General features: G+C 41.2%; 20 protein-coding genes and 1 pseudogene. 17 read left to right on the forward strand and 4 right to left on the reverse strand.

Features of this window, described 5'->3' with window-relative positions:
- Positions 1 to 12: 12 nt before the first annotated feature.
- Both CSB87_RS13370 and CSB87_RS13375 read right to left on the reverse strand, forming a co-directional pair.
- Positions 13 to 1,145, reverse strand: a protein-coding gene (locus CSB87_RS13370) for an IS3 family transposase (protein WP_223235881.1) whose coding sequence is annotated in 2 segments (ribosomal slippage) — positions 13 to 893 and positions 893 to 1,145 — 1,134 coding nt in all. Because the reading frame shifts where the segments join, the coding sequence is not laid out codon by codon here.
- Between the two features lie 90 nt (positions 1,146 to 1,235).
- Positions 1,236 to 2,018: pseudogene (locus CSB87_RS13375) on the reverse strand (sensor domain-containing diguanylate cyclase); the annotation flags it as partial.
- Between the two features lie 427 nt (positions 2,019 to 2,445).
- On the opposite strand from CSB87_RS13375, the gene ndhC reads away from it, so the two are divergent.
- The 16 genes from ndhC to CSB87_RS13455 all read left to right on the forward strand — a co-directional run bounded on the left by ndhC (position 2,446) and on the right by CSB87_RS13455 (position 19,271).
- The gene (gene ndhC, locus CSB87_RS13380) at positions 2,446 to 2,997 is read left to right on the forward strand and encodes an NADH-quinone oxidoreductase subunit A (protein WP_002050273.1); all 552 of its coding nucleotides are present in this window, start codon (positions 2,446 to 2,448) and stop codon (positions 2,995 to 2,997) included.
- 6 nt (positions 2,998 to 3,003) lie between these two features.
- On the forward strand, positions 3,004 to 3,681 hold the full coding sequence (locus CSB87_RS13385) for a NuoB/complex I 20 kDa subunit family protein (RefSeq protein ID WP_002050353.1): 678 nt from the start codon (positions 3,004 to 3,006) through the stop codon (positions 3,679 to 3,681).
- Between the two features lie 84 nt (positions 3,682 to 3,765).
- Positions 3,766 to 5,553 carry an NADH-quinone oxidoreductase subunit C/D gene (gene nuoC / locus CSB87_RS13390; protein ID WP_002050296.1) on the forward strand — a complete coding sequence of 596 codons (1,788 nt, stop codon included), beginning with the start codon at positions 3,766 to 3,768 and terminating at the stop codon, positions 5,551 to 5,553.
- A gap of 13 nt (positions 5,554 to 5,566) precedes the next feature.
- Positions 5,567 to 6,076, forward strand: a complete 510-nt coding sequence (gene nuoE / locus CSB87_RS13395) for an NADH-quinone oxidoreductase subunit NuoE (RefSeq protein ID WP_002050341.1) — start codon at positions 5,567 to 5,569, stop codon at positions 6,074 to 6,076.
- Positions 6,073 to 7,404: an NADH-quinone oxidoreductase subunit NuoF gene (gene nuoF / locus CSB87_RS13400; RefSeq protein ID WP_002050452.1), complete on the forward strand. Its 1,332-nt coding sequence runs from the start codon at positions 6,073 to 6,075 to the stop codon at positions 7,402 to 7,404. Before nuoE ends, nuoF begins: the two co-directional genes overlap by 4 nt.
- A gap of 11 nt (positions 7,405 to 7,415) precedes the next feature.
- Positions 7,416 to 10,100 carry an NADH-quinone oxidoreductase subunit NuoG gene (gene nuoG / locus CSB87_RS13405; protein WP_106105080.1) on the forward strand — a complete coding sequence of 895 codons (2,685 nt, stop codon included), beginning with the start codon at positions 7,416 to 7,418 and terminating at the stop codon, positions 10,098 to 10,100.
- Between the two features lie 3 nt (positions 10,101 to 10,103).
- A complete protein-coding gene (nuoH, locus tag CSB87_RS13410) occupies positions 10,104 to 11,120 on the forward strand; it encodes an NADH-quinone oxidoreductase subunit NuoH (protein WP_004888617.1) in 1,017 nt (338 codons plus the stop codon).
- 18 nt (positions 11,121 to 11,138) lie between these two features.
- The gene (gene nuoI / locus CSB87_RS13415; protein ID WP_000276693.1) at positions 11,139 to 11,681 is read left to right on the forward strand and encodes an NADH-quinone oxidoreductase subunit NuoI; all 543 of its coding nucleotides are present in this window, start codon (positions 11,139 to 11,141) and stop codon (positions 11,679 to 11,681) included.
- Positions 11,681 to 12,199: an NADH-quinone oxidoreductase subunit J gene (gene nuoJ / locus CSB87_RS13420; RefSeq protein WP_014205902.1), complete on the forward strand. Its 519-nt coding sequence runs from the start codon at positions 11,681 to 11,683 to the stop codon at positions 12,197 to 12,199. The genes nuoI and nuoJ overlap by 1 nt, the downstream gene beginning before the upstream one ends.
- On the forward strand, positions 12,199 to 12,507 hold the full coding sequence (gene nuoK, locus CSB87_RS13425; protein WP_000529822.1) for an NADH-quinone oxidoreductase subunit NuoK: 309 nt from the start codon (positions 12,199 to 12,201) through the stop codon (positions 12,505 to 12,507). The genes nuoJ and nuoK overlap by 1 nt, the downstream gene beginning before the upstream one ends.
- Entirely contained in the window at positions 12,504 to 14,393 is a 1,890-nt protein-coding gene (nuoL, locus tag CSB87_RS13430) for an NADH-quinone oxidoreductase subunit L (RefSeq protein ID WP_004888613.1), read from the forward strand. Before nuoK ends, nuoL begins: the two co-directional genes overlap by 4 nt.
- A gap of 1 nt (position 14,394) precedes the next feature.
- The gene (gene nuoM, locus CSB87_RS13435; RefSeq protein ID WP_002050326.1) at positions 14,395 to 15,993 is read left to right on the forward strand and encodes an NADH-quinone oxidoreductase subunit M; all 1,599 of its coding nucleotides are present in this window, start codon (positions 14,395 to 14,397) and stop codon (positions 15,991 to 15,993) included.
- A gap of 2 nt (positions 15,994 to 15,995) precedes the next feature.
- Complete coding sequence (gene nuoN / locus CSB87_RS13440) at positions 15,996 to 17,492, forward strand: NADH-quinone oxidoreductase subunit NuoN (protein ID WP_002050422.1); 1,497 nt, start codon at positions 15,996 to 15,998, stop codon at positions 17,490 to 17,492.
- Between the two features lie 100 nt (positions 17,493 to 17,592).
- Positions 17,593 to 18,228: a uracil phosphoribosyltransferase gene (gene upp, locus CSB87_RS13445; protein ID WP_002050313.1), complete on the forward strand. Its 636-nt coding sequence runs from the start codon at positions 17,593 to 17,595 to the stop codon at positions 18,226 to 18,228.
- A 117-nt stretch (positions 18,229 to 18,345) separates the two neighbouring features.
- The gene (locus tag CSB87_RS13450; RefSeq protein WP_002050402.1) at positions 18,346 to 18,639 is read left to right on the forward strand and encodes a cold shock domain-containing protein; all 294 of its coding nucleotides are present in this window, start codon (positions 18,346 to 18,348) and stop codon (positions 18,637 to 18,639) included.
- 155 nt (positions 18,640 to 18,794) lie between these two features.
- Positions 18,795 to 19,271: an excalibur calcium-binding domain-containing protein gene (locus tag CSB87_RS13455; RefSeq protein ID WP_006582164.1), complete on the forward strand. Its 477-nt coding sequence runs from the start codon at positions 18,795 to 18,797 to the stop codon at positions 19,269 to 19,271.
- An 11-nt stretch (positions 19,272 to 19,282) separates the two neighbouring features.
- On the opposite strand, the gene gigC is transcribed toward CSB87_RS13455, so the two are convergent.
- Positions 19,283 to 20,170 carry a LysR family transcriptional regulator GigC gene (gene gigC, locus CSB87_RS13460; RefSeq protein ID WP_002050411.1) on the reverse strand — a complete coding sequence of 296 codons (888 nt, stop codon included), beginning with the start codon at positions 20,168 to 20,170 and terminating at the stop codon, positions 19,283 to 19,285.
- A gap of 85 nt (positions 20,171 to 20,255) precedes the next feature.
- Here gigC and CSB87_RS13465 point away from each other — a divergent pair, with 85 nt between their 5' ends.
- The gene (locus CSB87_RS13465; RefSeq protein WP_004888609.1) at positions 20,256 to 21,017 is read left to right on the forward strand and encodes a ferredoxin--NADP reductase; all 762 of its coding nucleotides are present in this window, start codon (positions 20,256 to 20,258) and stop codon (positions 21,015 to 21,017) included.
- 47 nt (positions 21,018 to 21,064) lie between these two features.
- Here the strand turns inward: CSB87_RS13465 and CSB87_RS13470 are convergent, their stop codons facing one another.
- Complete coding sequence (locus tag CSB87_RS13470; RefSeq protein WP_170318166.1) at positions 21,065 to 21,484, reverse strand: hypothetical protein; 420 nt, start codon at positions 21,482 to 21,484, stop codon at positions 21,065 to 21,067.
- Positions 21,485 to 21,679 lie beyond the last annotated feature (195 nt).

Below are 21,679 nucleotides of genomic sequence, written 5' to 3' on the forward strand. Positions count from 1 at the left end.
ACTCTGCTCTAGTTAAGCTACCTTATTTTGTTGTGGTAGCTGGTCATAGTAAAACTCATCTGGAGTCATTTTGTCCAGACTCGAATGAGGTCGTTTCAAATTATAAAATTCAAAATATGCGTTTAATTGCTTCTTCGCATCCAAAACATTGCTGTAGGCTTTGAGATACACCTCTTCATATTTAACGCTCCGCCATAATCGTTCAACCATCACATTATCAACCCATCGACCTTTACCATCCATACTGATTTGAATGCCATTTGATTTCAATACATCAATAAATGCATCACTGGTAAACTGACTGCCTTGGTCTGTATTAAATATTTCAGGTCGACCATATTTTTCAATAGCTTCATTTAATGTTTCTATGCAAAATGTAACCTCCATACTAATCGATACTCTATGCGCAAGTACCTTGCGGCTATGCCAATCAATCACAGCACATAAATAAACAAAGCCTTTTGCCATAGGGATATACGTTATATCCGTAGACCACACTTGATTACTGCGCTGAATAGCCAATCCTTTGAGCAGATATGGATATTTGCGGTGAGCTTGATTAGCCTGGCTTAAATTTGGTTTGCAATATAACGCATTAATGCCCATTTTCTTCATTAAAGTACGTGTATGACGTCGTCCTATATGATGTCCTTGACGATTCAACAAATCACGCATCATACGGCTACCTGCAAAAGGGTATTGCATATGTAACTCATCCATACAGCGCATCAGCTTCAGATCTGATGCACTCACAGGTTTTGGGCGATAGTAATAACAACCACGGGAGACTTTCAGCAGCTGAGCTTGCTTAGATACTGAAATCTGAAGTGAGTCATCGATTAACTTTTGTGGTTGAAGCGGCCCAGTTTCTTCAACACACCTTCTAAAAAATCAATTTCTAATGCCTGCTCACCGATTTTTGCATGTAGTTTTTTTAGATCGATGGGTGGTTCTGTTGGAGCTTTTGATTGATCGAAAGCTTGCGAGGAAGCTGAAATCAGTTGATTTTTCCAGTCGATAATTTGGTTTTGATGAACATCAAATTCAGCACTCAATTCAGCAAGTGTTTTTTCTGCTTTAATCGCAGCAAGTGCTACCTTAGCTTTAAAATCATTTGAATGATTTCTTCTTGGTCTACGTGCCATAAAATACTCCATATATTGATGTTTATAACATCATTTGGGGAGCAAAATATCACTTATAAGTGTTGTTCAAATTTCCTGATCCACCTCTTAATGACCAGAGACATGATAAATAATATACGCACTCGTAAAAGAAGTAATGAGAGCCACAATAATGGGTTTATAGCGTATAGCGCACCAGATTAATGCGGCAATTGGATAGAGTAGGGAACCTGGACCTGAGTCATAATAACTGACAGTTATTGAAATGAGGACAGCCAATAAAGGCAGAAAATCAACAGCCTTTACATATACTTGATTACCTTTAATGTAGTTTTTTATTTTAAGATAAGGAGGGAAGTTTAAAATGATTGGCAATAACAGTAAGGCATTTTGAAGTTCTGATGTAACCCAATAACCAAACTCAGCCCAAAAGCTGCCAATCATAAATTTGGTATTAAACATCGGTACAAAAGTTGCTGCAAAAAAAGCACCAGTTATGCTACCAATACCGCACAGAGCAAATAAAACCAAGTAAGAATAGCCTCGATACGCAGCTTTTATATAACGGCCAAATAACATTGCAAGTGCTAATGTCATGACGACATATAGGTAATTTGAGGCAGTTAAAATAAGGGTGAGAAAAAGAGGAGTGCCCTTAATTAAATCGGCAATCATGTAACCGATAAAAGCTCCTGCAAAACTACCCACTTGTCGTGTTTGCGGAAATCGAATGAGTAGACCTAAAAATACGGAGTTAGCAGGCCAGAAAAATGCAAGAAAACTAAGGGGGCGAGATGCAATTCCAATAAAGCAGCATATTGAAATAATGAGAGTGAATAGGAAAAAAAACTTCAGGGAAGAAGAAAATGAAAATTCACGAAGTGAGTATGGCATCAGCTGCCCTTAATGATAAACACTCTTATCCAAGAGTAATAAAATATTAATGCATGATTAAACATTCATCATAATTCAGAGGGGAAGAGGAATACAATAAAAAACCGTCTAATATTATAAAAAAGTAAGGTGTTTATTTTGACCGATTGAGCAATTGTGCAAATAATATTAAAAATCAAAAAATGAAAAAAATCATTACAACTAAGAAAACTATCAAATAAACCGATTATAAGCGGTGAAACCCCCTCTACAAGACATAGAACAATACTTTTGATTGGAAAATCATCCAAAAGACTAAGACGCTTCAACTAGCATGCGAAATTAGAAATCAGGTACAATTGGCGGGATTAATTTTGTGTTTGGTGTATTCAAAGGCCAATACATACATTCTTTGTTAAATAATAGGCCTGCCAGGAGTTATCCCCGCATGAGTGCCATTACTCCATACGACTGGGCGATTATCGCCTTCGTGATCGGCGTTACATTTCTTTGCGTCTTTATGCTCACAGTTCCCTTACTCCTCGGGGGAAAATCGTGGGGACGTGCTAAGCAAGAGCAGTTTGAATCAGGTGTCGTGAGTGCTGGTGGCGCTCGCATTCGCCTGTCTGCAAAGTTCTATCTAGTTGCAATTTTCTTCGTGGTTTTCGACTTAGAGGCCCTTTACCTCTATGCATGGTCTACTTCTGTGCGTGAAGTAGGGTGGTTGGGCTATACCACTGTTGTAATCTTTGTCGTTGATCTATTAATTGCGCTTGTTTATGCCTTCTCTGTAGGTGCTTTAAGTTGGGCACCGGCAGATCGCCGTAAATTAGCTGGTGAGAAGATTAAAGTCGGTTCACCAACAATGGACATTGCTGAAATTACACGCTTTAACTCTATTGAAGAGCTCGTAACTGACCCTACTGGCCAGATTCCAGCCCAATCATCAGGTCGTGTTAAGTCAAAAACTACACCTGCATTGTCATCTGAAAAGGAGTAAGTCGGGATGAAATATACTCTGACCCGCGCGAATCCGGATGCTGATCAATACCCATTGCAAGAACGCCAAATTGTGACTGATCCGCTTGAAGAGGAAGTGAATAAAAACGTATTCATGACTCGTTTAGAGGATGTCTTGCATACAGCAGTAAACTGGGGACGTAAAAACTCTTTGTGGCCATTTAACTTTGGTACCTCATGTTGTTACGTTGAATATGCAACGACTTTAACAGGCGTGCATGACTTGTCCCGTTTCGGTGCAGAGGTTATTCGTGCTTCACCTCGTCAGGCTGACTTGATGATTGTTGCAGGTACCTGCTTTGTAAAAATGGCTCCGGTTATTCAACGTTTGTATGAACAAATGTTAGAACCTAAATGGGTTATTTCAATGGGTGCTTGTGCAAACTCTGGAGGTATGTACGACATCTATTCAGTAGTACAAGGTGTAGACAAAATTATTCCTGTTGACGTGTACGTCCCAGGTTGTCCGCCTCGTCCTGAAGCATTAATTCAAGCGTTAATGCTTTTGCAAGACCAGATTCAATTAGAGCGACGCCCGCTTTCTGCCGTGATTGGTGATGATCTTCAGCCAGTGTATAAGCCAAAGATGATGCCAGAACGTGATCGTAAGAATGCGCAGCGTATTGCCGTTAAAAACTTACGCTCTATGGATGAGATTAAATAATTTTTTGACGGTGTTTTGACATATCTGACCGATATGTTCATCGAGAAAATTGACAGAATTTGTATTAAATAGGAAGCCAAGCCAATGGCTGAAACTGACATTGCTATGCCAGAATCAACACCAGTTGATTCACGCCCAGCATTTGCAATCGTAGAAGAGCTCAAAACCAAGTTTGGTGAGAACTTCTATGTGCAGGCGACTTTTGAAGAGTTTCCAACAGTCTGGGTTGAGCGCGCACGCGTGCAAGAAGTCCTCATGTTCCTGCGTAAAGTGGAACGTCCTTATGTAATGCTGTTTGACTTATCAGCGATGGATGAGCGTTTACGTCAACATCGTGATGGTTTACCAGCATCTGACTTCACTGTGTTCTATCATTTATTATCGCTTGAGCGTAATAGTGACATTCGTATCAAGGTTGCCTTGAACGAAAATGATCTTAGCCTCCCGACAGCGACAAATATCTGGCCAAATGCCAACTGGTATGAACGTGAAGCTTACGATATGTTCGGTATCAATTTCGAAGGGCATCCAATGCTCCGTCGTATCTTGTTGCCAACTTATTGGGAAGGTCACCCGCTTCGTAAAGAATATTCAGCACGTGCGACAGAATATACGCCGTATATGCAAGACAAAGCGAAGCAAGATTTCGAACAGGAACATTTACGCTTTGTACCTGAAGATTGGGGTCTTAAGCGTGGTAACGCTGATGAAGACTTCATGTTCTTGAACTTGGGTCCTAACCATCCATCTGCACATGGTGCGTTCCGTATTGTATTGCAGTTAGATGGCGAAGAAGTGAAAGACTGTGTTCCTGATATCGGTTATCACCACCGCGGTGTGGAAAAGATGGCTGAGCGTCAAACATGGCACTCTTTCATTCCTTATACTGACCGTGTTGACTACTTGGGTGGTTGTGCGCAAAACATGCCATATGTAATGGCAGTTGAACAGCTTGCAGGAATTAAAGTTCCTGAGCGTGCACAAGTGATTCGTGTCATGTTGAACGAATTGTTCCGTATTAATAACCACTTACTTTACTGTGGTACGGCAATTCAGGATGCCGGTGGTATGACACCAGTATTCTATATGTTCGCAGACCGTCAAAAAGTATACGACATTGTTGAAGCAATTACGGGTTACCGTATGCACCCAGCATGGTTCCGTATTGGTGGTACAGCACACGACCTTCCAAATAACTGGCAAAAACTTGTTAAAGAATTGCTAGAGTGGATGCCAAAACGTCTCAACGAATACTACACAGCTGCGCTTAAAAACTCTGTGTTTATTGGTCGTACACGTAATGTTGCTCAATACGATGCAAAATCTGCGCTTGCATGGGGTGTAACTGGTACTGGTTTACGTGCAACAGGTATTGATTTCGACGTTCGTAAATATCGTCCATACAGTGGCTATGAAAACTTTGATTTTGATGTGCCAGTTGAGTATGAAGGCGATGCTTACGCTCGTGTTCTTGTTCACTTCCGTGAAATTACTGAGTCACTCAAAATTATCAAACAGTGTTTGGATAACATGCCTTCTGGTCCATATAAAGCGGATCACCCATTGGCTGTTCCACCACCAAAAGATAAGACGTTACAAGATATTGAAACTTTGATTACGCACTTCTTGAGCGTGTCATGGGGTCCTGTCATGCCTGCTGGTGAAGCGTCATTCATGACTGAAGTTGTGAAAGGTGCAAGTACTTATTACTTGACTTCGGATAAGGCAACGATGAGTTATCGTACTCGTATCCGTACACCGACGTTTACTCACTTACAGCAAATTCCTTCAGTGATTAACGGCAGTTTAGTGTCTGACTTAATCATTTATCTGGCGACCATTGACGTGGTTATGGCTGACGTGGATCGCTAAGAGGTAACGCAAAATGATGATTCTGACTGATAAAAAACCACGTGTGAATGTTGAAGGGATTTTGACTGCTGAAGAAATCCATGAAATTGAACATCACATTGGTCACTATCCATACCCACGTGCAGCTTCTTTAGATGCATTAAAGTGCGTACAGCGCCGTAACGGTTGGGTAGATGATGCTCAAATGAACGCCATCGCACAATTATTGACGATTAGTGTGGCAGATTTAGAAGGTGTAGCAACGTTCTACAACCGTATCTATCGCCAGCCTGTAGGTCGTCACGTAATTTTGCTTTGTGACTCGATTGCTTGCTTCTTAATGGGTGCTGAAACATTAGCTGAAGCATTCCAGCGTGAATTAGGTATTCAGTTTGGTCAAACGACACAAGATGGTCGTTTTACACTGCTCCCAATTTGCTGCCTAGGCAACTGTGACAAAGGCCCAACGTTAATGATTGATGAAGATACTCACGGTTTAGTTGAAGTGACATCAGTCAAACAGTTATTGGAGAAGTATGTATGAATACTGAACCAAAACCAATTTATGGCGACGGTAATCCGGAAACTCATCCACTGACTTGGCGTTTAAGCAAACAAGATGCCGTACATAGCGCTGACGACTATGAAGCACTTGACGGTTATGCTGGCTTTAAAAAAGCATTAGGCATGAAACCTGCTGAAGTGCTTGAAGTCATTAAAGCTGCAACTGTAAAAGGTCGTGGTGGTGCAGGCTTCCCAGCAGGGATCAAATGGTCTCTTATGGCGCCAAACGATGGTGGCCCACGTTACTTGATCTGTAACGCCGATGAGATGGAACCAGGTACCTTTAAAGACCGTTTGTTGATGGAAAAACTTCCTCACCAATTGATCGAAGGTATGTTAATTGCAGGTTATACCTTAGAAGCAACTCAAGGCTATATCTTCATTCGTGGCGAATACATCGAAGCTGCTCAATACCTAAATGAGGCGCTTGAGCAAATTCGCGCTAAAGGTTACTTAGGTGACAACATTTTAGGTTCTGGCTGGAACTTCGAGTTACACGTGCATACTGGTGCAGGTCGTTATATCTGCGGTGAAGAAACTGCATTGATTAACTCACTTGAAGGTCGTCGTGCTAACCCACGTACTAAACCGCCATTCCCGCAAGTTGCTGGTGCATGGGGTCGTCCTACGATTGTGAACAACGTTGAAACTTATAACAACTTGCCAGCAATCATGCTTCGTGGTCCAGAGTGGTATATCGGTTTATCAGCTGGTAAATCAAAAGATCCAGGCACTAAGATTTATGGTGCGTCAGGTAAAGTTAAATTCCCTGGTCTTTGGGAACTACCATTTGGTACGACTGCACGTGAAGTAATCGAAGATCATGCCGGTGGTATGCGTGAAGGCTTAAAGCTTAAAGCATGGTTACCAGGTGGTGCGTCAACTGACTTTTTACCTGCAGATACCATTGATTTACCAATGGATGCTGAAACCATTATGAAAGCAGGTTCTCGTTTAGGAACATGTTTATTGATGGTGGTAGACGAGACTCAATGTATGGTGTCGTTGACCCGTAATCTTGAAGAATTCTTTGCGCGTGAATCATGCGGTTTCTGTACACCGTGCCGTGATGGTTTGCCATGGGCTGTTAAAGCGCTTAAAGCACTTGAAACAGGTGAAGGTAAGAAAGAAGATATCGATCATTTACAAGAACTTACTCGTAAGTTATGGATTGGTAAAACTTTCTGTGCCCACGCACCAGGTGCGATGGAGCCGCTTATGGGCGCACTCAAACATTTCCGTAGCGAGTTTGAAGCGAAAGTGACGAATCGTCCTGTCGTGCAAACTAGCAACGTAGAACAAGCTTAAGGGATTCGACTATGGCTACAATTCATGTCGATGGAAAATCGTACGAAGTCAATGGATCAGAAAACTTGCTACAAACATGTTTATCCCTTGGCATTGATATTCCGTATTTTTGTTGGCACCCATCCTTAGGTTCTGTTGGTTCATGTCGTCAATGTGCCGTAACTCAGTATGCAAATCCTGAAGATACGCGCGGACGTCTTGTGATGTCATGTATGACACCAGCATCTGACAATACCTATATCTCGATTGAAGACAAAGAAGCAACGGATTTTCGTGAATCTATCGTTGAGTTCTTAATGACCAACCACCCACATGACTGTCCGGTGTGTGAAGAGGGTGGTCACTGTCATTTACAAGATATGACTGTAATGACTGGTCATGACCGTCGTCGCTATCGTTTTACTAAGCGTACACATTACAACCAAGAACTAGGCTCATTCATTGCGCATGAAATGAACCGTTGTATTGCTTGTTACCGTTGTGTTCGTTACTACAAAGACTATGCGGGCGGTACAGACTTTGGTGTGTTTGCCAACGCATCGCGTGTTTACTTTGGTCGTCCAGAATCAGGCACTTTAGAATCTGAATTCTCTGGTAACTTGACTGAAGTATGTCCAACAGGTGTATTTACCGATAAGACTCATTCAGAGCGCTATAACCGTAAATGGGATATGCAATATGCACCAAGCGTGTGTCATGGCTGTTCTTCAGGTTGTAACATCTCTCCGGGTGAGCGTTATGGCGAAATCCGTCGTGTAGAAAACCGTTTCAATGGTTCGGTTAACCAATACTTCCTTTGTGACAAAGGCCGTTTTGGCACAGGTTATGTAAACCGTGCAGATCGTCCACGTCAACCTCAGTTCCGGAATGGCGAAACAGTAGCAACTGTTTCTGTTGACCAAGCTTTAGATCAAGCAATTGCGAAACTTGAAGGTAAAAAAGTTTTAGGTATCGGTTCACCACGTGCAAGCTTAGAATCAAACTATGCATTACGTGAACTTGTAGGCCAAGCAAACTATTCAACAGGTGTTGCACAAAAAGAGCAAAAACTTGTTGAACTTGCTGCTTCAATCATGCAAACAGAAGGTATTTACAACCCGAACATGCGTGAAATTGAAAGCTATGATGCAGTATTAATTTTGGGTGAAGATTTAACCCAAACTGCACCACGTATGGCTTTGTCAGTTCGTCAAGCTGCGAAAAACAAAGCTCGCGAAATGGCTGCAAAAACACGTACGCCAGATTGGTTGGCTGAACCAGTACAACGTATTGGTCAGGAAGCGAAATCTCCGATCTATATTTTGGCTGCAACTCAAACTCGTCTTGCCGATGTTGCAACTGGTGAAGTTGTTGCCTCTCCAAATGACATTGCGCGTTTAGGTTTTGCAGTTGCTGCGGCAGTTAAAGGTGAAACAGTTAATGGTTTAGATGACGATGCAAAAGCATTTGCTCAAACTATTGCAGACACTTTAAAAGCAGCAAACAAACCGTTAATTATTGCGGGTACGAGCTTGCAAGATGCTTCAATTATGGAAGCTGCAGCAGAGTTAACGCAAAACCTTGGCTCAAAAGCTGGTTTAAGCCTTGTAGTTCCTGAAGTGAACTCTATGGGCTTGGCATTGTTTGGTGGCTTAAGCCTTGAACAAGCATTTGCTCAAGACTACGACACACTTGTTATTGTTGAAAATGACTTGTTCCGTCGTTTACCAGCTGCTCAAGTTAAAGCAGCACTTGATAAGGCTGAAACAGTAATCGTGCTTGATCACAGCGAAACAGAAACTGTGAAACAGGCGGATATTGTGCTTTCAGCAGCAAGCTTTGCTGAAGGTGATGGTACTGTTGTAAGCCAAGAAGGTCGTGCTCAGCGCTTCTATCAAGTTTACGATCCAAGCTACTACAAACCTGAATACGCGATTAAAGAATCTTGGCGTTGGTTGCATGCCATTGAAACTGGTCTTAAAGGTAAGCCAGTTGATTGGACATTGCTTGATGACGTGATTGAAAGTATCGTTAAAAATGTTCCGGTACTTGAAGCAATTCAAGATGTTGCACCAGATGCAGGTTACCGTGTACATGGTTTGAAAATTGCTCGTGAACCACGTCGCTATTCTGGTCGTACAGCAATTCGTGCACCTTTATCTGTTCATGAACCTAAGCAACCGACAGACCCAGATTCAGCATTAACATTCTCTATGGAAGGTTATGTAGGTCCGCAAAAAGCTTCTTCGCTTGTACCATTTGCGTGGGCGCCAGGTTGGAACTCTCCACAATCTTGGAACAAATACCAAGATGAAGTGGGTGGTCACTTAAAAGGTGGTGATTCAGGCGTTCGTTTATTTGACCGTTTAGCAAAACGTCCAGCACGTAGCTATGTTGCTCCAACTGCAGTAGTTGCAAACCCTGAAAGCTTCCGTCTTGTACCAATGCACCATATTTTTGGTTCTGGTGAATTCACGATTAAAACACCTGCAATGGAAACTCGTATTCCTGAAGCTGTATTTGCTGTAGGTGAACAAGACGCAACGCGTTTGAACCTACAAGAAGGTCAACGTATTACAGTTAAAGCAGGCGAAACTACAGTGAGCTTACCTGTACAAGTAATTGAATATTTACCTACAGGTTATATCGGTTACCCAGTTGGTTTAGCACCGACAGTATCCTTAGCTGAGCCTGTTTCAGTGGCATTAGGAGTGTAATTCATGAATCAAGAAATTATACGTCAAACGCCACTTTGGGCTGAGAACTGGCCAATTGCTTATGCAGTGATTCAAGCAGTTGTGATTTTGCTTGTCGTTGTACTTGTTGCTGCATTGATGTCTTTTATTGAGCGTCGTTTACTTGCTTGGTGGCAAGACCGTTATGGTCCAAACCGTGTTGGTCCTGGTGGTATGTTCCAGATCGTTGCCGACATGCTTAAGATCATGTTCAAAGAAGACTGGACACCAAAATTTGCCGATAAATTAACTTTCCGTTTAGCTCCGGCAGTTGCGATGGCAACTGCGGTGCTTTCGTTCATGGTTATTCCTGTAAGCCCTGCATTGGGTGTTGCAGACATGAGCATCGGTCTGTTGTTCTTTATGGCTATGGCTGGTATTGCGGTTTATGCAGTGTTATTCGGTGGTTGGTCATCAAATAACAAATATTCATTACTCGGTGGTTTGCGTTCAGCTGCTCAAACAATTTCTTATGAAGTGTTCTTGGGCATCTCGTTAATGGGCGTAGTTGCAATCGCTGGTTCATTTAACCTTCGTGAAATTGTTGAAGCTCAACGTGACGTTTGGTTCATCATTCCACAATTCTTAGGTTTCTTGATTTTCGTGGTTGCTGGTGTTGCGGTAACTCACCGTCACCCATTTGACCAACCTGAAGCAGAACAAGAATTGGCTGAAGGTTACCATGTTGAATATGGCGGTATGAAATGGGGTATGTTCTTCGTTGCTGAATATGTAAACGTTGTACTTATCTCTGCATTGATCGTGACTTTATTCTTTGGTGGCTGGTTAGCGCCATTCAATTTAGAAATTCCATTTATTCCACCAGTGTTCTGGTTTGTGATTAAAACAGCATTCTTCGTAATGATGTTTGTATTGGCACGTGGTTCTTTAATGCGTCCACGTTACGACCAAGTCATGAACTTCGGTTGGAAAATTTGTTTGCCGCTGGCGTTGGTTAACCTATTGGTAACTGGTGCTGTGATTCTGATGAATCAGGCCTAAGACAGCAGGGAGTACAAAATGTATAAAATTCTAGCTGGAGTTGGGTCAATCGTTCGGACGTTATTCATGGTATTTACCCATGGTTTCCGTAAACGTGACACAATTCTTTATCCAGAAGTACCAGCAGAGGAAATTGTACCACCTCGCTATCGTGGTCGTATTATCTTGACGCGTGACCCAGATGGGGAAGAGCGTTGTGTGGCATGTAACCTTTGTGCGGTTGCATGTCCAGTTGGCTGTATTTCACTGCAAAAAGCTGAAAAAGAAGATGGTCGTTGGTATCCGGAGTTTTTCCGTATCAACTTCTCTCGTTGTATCTTCTGCGGTATGTGTGAAGAAGCATGTCCAACGACAGCGATTCAGTTAACTCCAGATTTCGAGTTGGGCGAATACGTACGTCAAGACCTCGTATATGAGAAAGAAAACTTACTCATTTCAGGTCCAGGTAAATACCCAGACTACAACTTCTACCGTGTAACTGGTATGGCAATTAACGGTAAAGAGAAAGGTCAAGCACAAAAAGAAAGTGCACCAATCGATGTACGGAGTCTATTACCATGATGTGGCCGTTTTATTTGATGGCGCTCGTGGCCATCGTTTCTACGGTTCGTGTAGTGACTAACACGAACCCTGTACATGCATTGCTTAGTCTGATTGTTTCATTACTAGCTGTTGCTGGTATTTTCATGATCGTAGGTGCGCCGTTTGCTGGCGCCCTCGAAATCATTGTTTATGCTGGTGCGATTATGGTCTTGTTCGTATTCGTTGTGATGATGCTTAACTTAGGGCAACACACTGTGGAACAAGAGCGTAAATGGCTTTCTTCAGATGCTTGGGCATATCCAGCACTCATGAGCTTTTTACTTGGCTTGCTTTTAGTTTGGATGCTTGGTGGTGAATATACAACCATCTCTGCACCACTTGGAGCACAAGTAATTGGACCAAAAGTTGTTGGTCAAGCGCTCTTTACACACTACTTATTATTGGTTGAAGTTGCCGCGATGTTATTGCTAGCAGCCCTTGTTGCAGCATACCACTTAGGTAAACGTGAACCAGGTGCAGAAGAGGAAAAAGAATAATGGGCCAGATCCCTTTAGAACATGGTTTGATTGTTGCAACCATTCTTTTTGCACTCGGTTTTTACGGTGTAATGGTGCGACGCAACCTACTATTTATGTTAATGAGCCTTGAAATCATGATGAATGCTGCTGCGTTAGCATTCGTTCTTGCGGGTAGCGTATGGGCACAACCAGATGGACAAGTCATGTTCATTCTGATTTTAACCCTTGCTGCGGCAGAGGCGTGTATCGGTCTTGCGATTGTCCTTCAGTTCTATCATCGCTTCCATCATTTGGATGTGGATGCTGCTAGTGAGATGCGCGGATGAGTTATTTATATCTAACAGTATTATTTCCGCTAATCGGTTTTATTTTATTGGCGGCAGGGCGTGATAAGCTCTCTGAAAATGTTGCAGCAATTATCGGTGTGGGTTCTGTAGGTTTATCTGCATTATTTGCATTGATTGCTGGTATGGCATTTACCAACAGCGGCCAACAGGTTTTTGTTCAAAACCTTTGGACATGGTTCAATGTTGGTGGTTTCGCTCCTGGCATTAGCTTACATTTAGATGGCTTATCTTTACTCATGATGGGCATGATCACAGGTGTTGGTTTTCTAATCCACATCTTTGCATCATGGTACATGCGTGGTGAAGAAGGTTATGCGCGCTTCTTCTCTTATTTCAACCTATTCGTTGCAAGCATGCTTGTGCTTGTGTTGGGTGACAACTTAGCGTTGTTATTCTTAGGTTGGGAAGGCGTAGGTCTATGCTCTTACTTGCTGATTGGTTTCTATTATGCAAACCCTGCAAATGGTTGGGCAGCGATCAAAGCATTTACAGTTACCCGTGTAGGTGACGTATTCCTACTTATCGCTTTATTCTTGCTTTACCAACAATTTGGTACGCTTAATACTCAGTACATCGTTGAACACGCAGCAGAAGTCATGACGAAGAGTTCGTCACTTACTATCTGGACTGCATTAATGTTGTTCTTAGGTGCTGCTGGTAAATCTGCTCAAATTCCATTGCAAACATGGTTGGCAGATGCGATGGCAGGTCCAACACCTGTTTCTGCATTAATCCACGCAGCAACAATGGTAACGGCTGGTGTGTACTTATGCTGCCGTCTATTTAGCGTATTTGAGCTTGCACCTGAAGTGATGCAGTTCATTTCGGTAACAGGCGCTGTAACTTTATTAGTTGCAGGTTTTGCTGCTCTCGTGCAAACAGATATCAAACGTATTTTGGCTTACTCAACAATGAGTCAGCTTGGTTATATGTTTATGGCTGTAGGTGCAGAAGCGTATCAAGCTGGCCTGTTCCACATGTTAGCTCACGCATTCTTCAAAGCATTATTATTCTTGTCTTCTGGTGCAGTTATTCTTGCTTACCATCACGAACAGAACATTTTCAAAATGGGCGGTTTGTTCTACAAAAACAAATTCCTATTTGCATGTTTCGCGATTGGTGGCGGTGCATTAGCAGCGATTCCATTCTTAACAATCGGCTTCTTCTCAAAAGATGCGATTCTTGGTGAAGTTTGGGTACAAGGTCAATCAATTGCTCTATACCACACTTTATATTGGGCTGGTGTAGCAGGTGCATTCCTGACTTCAATTTATACCTTCCGTTTAATCTGGGTTGTATTCTTCGGTAAAGAAAATACGCATTACCATGAGATTAAAGGTGCAACTTACTGGGCGCCATTAGGTATCTTGGCAGTATTGTCTACTTTTGTGGGTGCTGCATTAAAAGGTCCAGTAGCTGGTATTTTAAATACAGCAAAAATTCCTGAATTCCATGTTGCTGAACAATTTGTAGAAGGCATGCATGGGGCAGAGCATTTAGCTGTAGGCATTGCGCTTGTTGGTTTAGCTGTTGGTATTGGTCTATTTGCATTTGCTTACGGTGCAGTGAAATCGTTTGCTCAAACAAGTCTTGGTGCTGGCTTAGCTCATATTTGTCGTACTGCATTTGGTTTCGATGCGTTGTATGACATCGTTTTTGTTAAACCTTATTTATTCTTCGCCAAACTATTTGGTCGTGATCCGATTGACAGCTTATGGCTTGTTCTTCCTGCGCTTGTTAAAGGCGGAAACAGTTTCACAAGCTCACGTCAAACAGGTTCATTGCGTGAATACGCATCAAGCATGTCACTCGGTGTAGTGGTGTTATTGATGATCTTGATCGTTATTCAGGTAGTGGGGAAATAAAATGGAAAACAATTTAATTTTACCCGCGCTGATCCTTGTTCCGTTCATTGCAGGTTTTACTTGTTGGTTAGTCGATAAACTCGACAAAACTTTGCCACGCTGGATTGCCTTAATTGGTATGCTCATTACCTTGGGCTTAGGTCTTGCACTTTGGCAAAATGGTACTTATAGCTACGAGTTGGGCTCAAAAGTCCCAACTTGGTCAGCTGAGTTCTATTTACCGTGGATTAAGTCTCTCGGTATTGGCATTCACTTAGCAGTGGATGGTTTGTCTTTACTCATGGTGTTGTTAACAGCTTTACTGGGTGTACTTGCTGTTGGATGTTCATGGGGCGAGATTCAAAAGAATGTTGGTTTCTTCCACTTAAACTTATTATGGAGTTTAGGTGGCGTTATTGGCGTGTTCTTGGCAATTGATTTGTTCCTATTCTTCTTCTTCTGGGAGATGATGCTTGTACCAATCTACTTCTTGATTGCGTTATGGGGTCATAAGGGTTCAAACGGTCGTTCACGTGTTTACGCTGCAACAAAGTTCTTCTTATATACACAAATCGCTGGTTTAGTGATGTTAATCGGTATCCTTGGCCTTGTGGTCTATGGCTACATGATGACTGGTATGATCGGTTTTGATTACAACTATTTATTAGCTGTAGCGAATCGTTTACCTGCTGGCTTCGCGTATGGTTTCATGATCTGCTTCTTTATCGGTTTTGCAGTGAAGTTACCAGTTTTCCCATTGCATGGCTGGTTACCAGATGCGCATGCTCAAGCTCCTACAGCGGGTTCTGTAGACTTGGCTGGTATCTTGATTAAGACTGCAGCGTACGGTTTGCTCCGTTTTGTAATTCCATTCTTCCCGGCAGCTTCTGCACAGTTTGCAGATATCGCGATTATTTTCGGTTTGATTGGTATTTTCTACGGCGCTTGGTGTGCTTACCAGCAAACTGACATGAAGCGTTTACTTGCGTATACGTCGATTTCACACATGGGCTTCATTTTACTTGCGATCTATGCAGGTAATATTTTGACCTTCCAAGGTTTAATGATCATGATGTTGGCACATGGTTTGTCATCTGCTGCATTGTTCATTATGTCTGGTCAAATCTACGAGCGCTTGCATACACGTGATTTGCGTTTGATGGGTGGTCTTCGTGGTCAACTCCAATACTTACCATTCTTCTTAATGTTCTTCGTAGCTGCTCTTGTTGGTGTGCCAGGTTTAGGTAACTTTATTGGTGAATTCCTGATTTTGATGGGTTCATTTAATAAATATCCTGCCTTCACGATTCTTGCTTCTATCAGCCTTGTATTTGCAGGTTTATATGGCTTGATCTTGATTCACCGTGCTTTATTTGGTGAGCCAAACCCTGAACAAAAGCAACACTACACTAGTCCATTAAAAGACTTATCTGCTCGTGAAGTTGTTATTTTGATGATTTGTGCGATTGGTCTCGTTTGGCTTGGTATCTTCCCGCAAACATTCTTGGATGTATCTCATTCAAGTATGCAGTGGTTGGTCAATAGTTATGTGCCAGTACAAGAAGTCGTTGAAACTGTTCAGCAAACAGCTACTCAACTTGACCATGTGGAGATCCAATAATCATGAACTTCACAGTATCATTCTCTACGCTTATGCCTTTAGCACCGGTGATGATTGTTGCTTTGACAACAGTCGTCGTCATGTTGTTAATTTCAATTAAACGTAACCATAATTTAATCGCAACAACTTCTGTTGTCGGTTTAAACCTTGCTGCACTTTATATCTTGCTAGAACTATTTGGCGGTAAATTTGTACCGGCAAATGTGATGGGCATGTTTATGGTTGATCCATTTACTTTGTTCTATCAGTTCATGATTCTAGTTGCATCATTGGCTTGTTGTACTTTGTCTCATGCATATATCGAGACTTATAAAGACAACCGCGAAGAACTCTATCTTCTGTTACTTGCTTCTGTAGCTGGTGCAATGTTGATGGTTGCAAGTTCTCATTATGCATCTTTCTTCATTAGCCTTGAGTTAATGTCGATTCCTGTATATGGCTTACTTGCTTATACATATCAACGTAGTCAATCGCTTGAAGCTGGCATTAAGTACCTTGTGCTTTCTGCAACAGCTTCTGCAATGTTGTTGATGGGTATGGCGTATATCTACGCTTATACTGGTTCGCTTTCATTCTATGATTCTGTTCAAGCTTTATTTGGTGCAATCAAACAGCCAATGGTGTTATTAGGTTTAGCACTCATTATCTTTGCTGTTGCATTCAAATTATCGCTTGCACCGTTCCACAAATGGACACCAGATGTATATGCAGGCGCTCCAGCTCCAATGGCAACTTTCTTAGCGACTGCTGCTAAGGTTGCGACGATTGGTTTATTCGTACGTTATTTGCTTGCTTCTGGCGCAATCATGGTGAACTCGCTAGTGACTGTTTTGACAATCATCGCTGTATTGTCAATTTTAGTCGGTAACTTGCTCGCTGTTCGTCAAGTTAACTTAAAACGTATTTTGGGTTATTCATCTATTGCTCACTTTGGTTATTTGTTAATTGCTTTAATCAGCATGACATATGCAAGCTTAGGTAGCGTAACTGTGTATGTGGTGACTTATGTCTTAACAACTATTGGTGCCTTTGGTGCAGTAGCGTTAATGTCTAGCCCATATAACAACGTAGATGAAGCTCAAAGCCTTGCAGACTACCGTGGTTTGTTCTGGCGTCGTCCAGTACTTACAGCAACATTAACAGTCATGATGTTATCTTTGGCTGGTATTCCATTAACAGCGGGCTTCATTGGTAAGTTCTTGGTTGTTATGGCTGCTGTAACGACTCAACACTGGTTCTTAGCTGCAATGATTATTGTAGGTAGTGGTATTGGTTTGTATTACTACTTACGTGTGATGGTTGTTATGTATATGACTCCACCTGAAACTCCTCGTATTGATGCTGATGCACATTGGGGACAAAAAGTGGGTGGTTTAATGGTGTTGGCTGCTGCTGCATTAGTAATTATTTTGGGTGTATATCCAGATCCAATGATTAATTTGGCGTTAAAAGCAGAAATTTTATCTCCATTACATTTCATGCTTTCACAACAGCAATAATTCTTGTGTACAAAAAAGCCTCCAAATATGGAGGCTTTTTTTTATTGATAGTTAAAAAAAGATTATAATAAATACGTTTTTATATTTTTAGGTAACATCTGTGGCCATTCAAGAAATTCGTCACCCACTTATTCGTCATAAATTAGGTTTATTACGTCGTGCTGACATCAGTACTAAGAATTTCCGTGAGCTTGCTCAAGAAGTGACTATGTTATTGACATATGAAGCAACCAAAGATTTACCAGTTGTGGATTGTGAGATTGAAGGTTGGGCTGGCAATGTTACTACTCAGCGTATTGCTGGTAAAAAAATAACGATTGTACCAATTCTACGTGCAGGTATTGGTATGCTTGATGGCGTACTTAACCTGATTCCAAGTGCCAAAGTCAGTGTGTTAGGTCTTGAACGTGATGAGGCTACTTTAGAAGTACGTACTTACTATAAGAAGTTAGTTCCAGATGTGGCTAACCGTATTGCGATGATTATTGACCCAATGTTAGCAACGGGTAATTCTTTAGTTGCTGCCATTGATGTGCTAAAGGCAAGTGGTTGTAAAGATATTCGTGTTATGGTGTTAGTTGCAGCTCCTGAAGGAATTGCAAAAGTAGAAGCAGCACATCCCGATATTCAGCTTTATACTGCATCTATTGATGATGGCTTAAATGAACATGGTTATATTGTTCCTGGTTTAGGCGATGCTGGCGACAAGATTTTTGGTAGTGTTCAAAAAGATTAATTTTTGACATAGCAATAAAAAGAGACTTCATCAAACCGTATATTTTTTTAAGAGCGGAATTGAAAGTCTCTTTTTATTTACCGCAACGATTGGATGGGAAAAAATAGGGGAAAGATCATGAAGCAAGAGTTTTATGTTGGAAGAGTAAAACAATATAACGCCGATAAGGGATTTGGTTTTATTTCAACCACTGAAGGAGATATTTTCTTTCATATTTCTGATTTCCCTGCATCAGAAGGTGAGCCAAAAAGAAATGAAAAAGTAAGATTTCTTGCAGCGGATAATCAGGGGAAATTTAAAGCGATCAAAATTGAGCGTGTGGACCCAAACCCTGCAAAAACTAAAAAAAATAAAATTTCGGAACACAATAAAGCGATTACCAGTGAGTTATTGTCAAATTTCCGACGCTAGGTGAACTAAGTCTTATGCATTAAAATTACTTAAATAATGTATTAAGCAATTACTTTGGTTGATGTTTAAAAAAATTAAGAGATTTAGCATTAAGGGAGATATAAGTTTCCCTTAATTTTCTTAAAACGAATAATAAAATTAAAAAAAGGGGAAATATGAATCAACGGGGAAAAATCAAACGCAGCAAATTCAAGCTGAGTTCAAGTGAATACATCAGTATATTTACCGTTATGGTCTTAGTCATTGTTGCGTGTGTGAGTTTTATGGTATTGCACTATCGTCAGGAGGCTCAACAACGTGCATCACATGAGAAAGTGCAATTATTAATACAGCAGCAGAAGAAGATTATCGAAGCACAGCGCGCAGCTTTGGGTAAATTGCCGGATATTCAACTATCTGAGAAAACGAAAAAGGCTTTAGCATTTACTCCTCAAACAGTTGCTTCTCAAACAGCTCCAGCCCCGGAACGAGTAAATGATGAAACATCAGTTTTTCATTGTGATGGGCGTGAGTATTGTTCGCAAATGCATTCTTTAGAAGAAGCACGTTGGTTTGTAAGAAATTGTCCGAACACTAAAATGGATGGTGATCATGACGGTGAGCCGTGTGAAAATGACTCACGATGGCATTAGAAAATCAGGCTTTAAGCCTGATCTTCATCGCAGAATTTTAAAAATGCTTTAAGGCCCGGACCTTGATATTTTTGGCGATGCACCAGCATATAAAGCGGACGAGTCAGTTGCCAAAATGGTGTATCTAAAATGACGAGCTGACCTTTTTCACTTAAAGGTTCAATTGCTAATCTAGAAATACAAGACATTCCTAAACCACCTGCCACTATTTTTAAGATTGCTTCATTGTGACCAAGCGTTAAGCGAATGTTGGCATCGGGTAGATCTTGCAAAATAGCATTATCAAAGACTTCTCGAGTACCAGAACCTTCCTCACGTAATATCCATTCTATGTCATGAAAATCTTGAGGCGTAAGTGGGCGATTTAAACGTGTTAAAGGATGATCTGGTGAACAGCACACTGCTAATTCATCATCGCGCCAATGAATACATTGGAGTTGAGGTAAGTGACAAGAACCTTCAATTAAAGCTAAATCTAATTGGAACTGATTCACAGCTTCAATCATTTGGCGTGTGTTACCTACTTGAAGTTGTAAATGTGCTTGCGGATGACGCTGTAAAAAGTTAGCCATTAAATCAGGCATTAAATAGTCACTGATAGTTAGGGTCGCCCCAATACGAAGGTCAATGCTTTGTAACTCACCTTTTGCAGCTTGTTCAAAAGCTTCACAGCGCCCTAATATCTCTAATGCTTGTGGAAGTAAAAAACGTCCAAGATCATTTAGTTGTAAGCGCTTCCCTAAACGATCAAACAAAGGAGCACCTAAGCCGTCTTCTAAATCAGCTAAAGCCATACTTGCTGCACTTTGCGTCAGTCTGACCGCATCACTGGCTTTAGTAACGGTTCCTTCTTGGGCGACTGCTACAAAAACAGCCAACTGGCGTAATGTCATCCGCATGTTTAAAAGCCTTAACGTTTAAAAGTATTCATTATTTCGGCTGTCATGCTAACATGAGCGCACTATTTCATGCCACGTTGAAATCATGTCAATTGAAAAATTTAGCGTAGAAAAAGTTTTATCTGTTCATCGTTGGACCCCAACACTTTTCAGCTTTACCATGACTCGCCCTTCACATTTTAAATTTACCGCAGGTCAGTTTGCGCGTATAGGTTTAAAGGTGGGGGAGGAACTGGTTGTTCGTGCTTATTCGGTGGTGTCTTCTCCATTTGATGAAACGCTAGAGTTCTTCTCAATTGTTGTACCAGACGGTGCCTTCACCTCGAATCTACAGCATTTGAAAGTCGGTGATGAGCTATATTTAGAAAAAATTCCATATGGCTATCTGACTTTGGCGCGTTATCAGCAACCTTTACCCCATGATTTATGGTTATTGGCAACAGGTACTGGTTTGGCTCCATTTTTGTCGATGCTACAAGACTTTGAAACTTGGTCTAATTATCAAAAGATTAATTTGGTCTACAGTGTACGTACAGCAGATGAATTGGCTTATGTTGACCGTATTCAAGAGATTGCCGAAACTTTTGGCGAAGGGCATATAGGTTTTAAATTTATTCCAATTATTACCCGAGATCCATCTGCGCCGTTGCATGAACGTTTACCGATATTAATTGAAAATGGTGAGTTAGAAAAAGCAGCAAGTCTGGAACTTAATTCAGCAACCAGTCATGTCATGCTATGTGGAAACCCACAAATGGTTGACGATACCAAAGAGGCTTTAAAACGCCGCGGTTTGACGATGAATCGTCGTGGTGAGGGAAATATTGCAGTAGAGAATTATTGGTAAAAACCGAAAGTAAAAATATTTTAAGAGAATTTTTATGGATATGTTTATTAATGGACAAACATATCCATAAATTCACGAATTTCTGAAATTGCACTGTCTACATCTGTTGAAAGCCAAGTTGGCTCAAAAAGCCCCGCATAATATTCAAGACGATCTTGAGGAACAACCAAACGAACAGGGCAGTCTTCTTCAAGTAAACGCCATGGTAAAATAGGCACTTCGTTGTCCAGAAATACATTGATATTACGAATATCAACAATCATCGCATTAACACATTCAGGGAATGGCATGACCGAGAACTCTTCGGTACGGCGACGGAAATACTCAAGATCACCCCATTTGAGCTCATAGCTTGGCTTATTAAATTCAATAATACCAATGAGATGGTCATCTCTTGTCTGATGCAAATAACATTGATGTGTGACGTCAGTGTCGAGATCAAGAGTTACGCTTTGCTGACGATACATCATAAAATTGAGTAGCTTTAAAACAAGGGGGCTTATTATAGCCTATTTTATAAAAAGTAAGCGCTAAAACATATTGTATTACAAATCCAACTTCGCAAAAGAATTTGAATAAGTCAGAATATTTTTTATATAGTCAAAAATAAAGTGGCTAAATTTTATACTAAAATTATTTTTTTTAAAGTAGAGTTTTGCAAA

The organism is Acinetobacter sp. AR_0276 (assembly GCF_003000705.1).
GTDB lineage: Bacteria > Pseudomonadota > Gammaproteobacteria > Pseudomonadales > Moraxellaceae > Acinetobacter > Acinetobacter nosocomialis.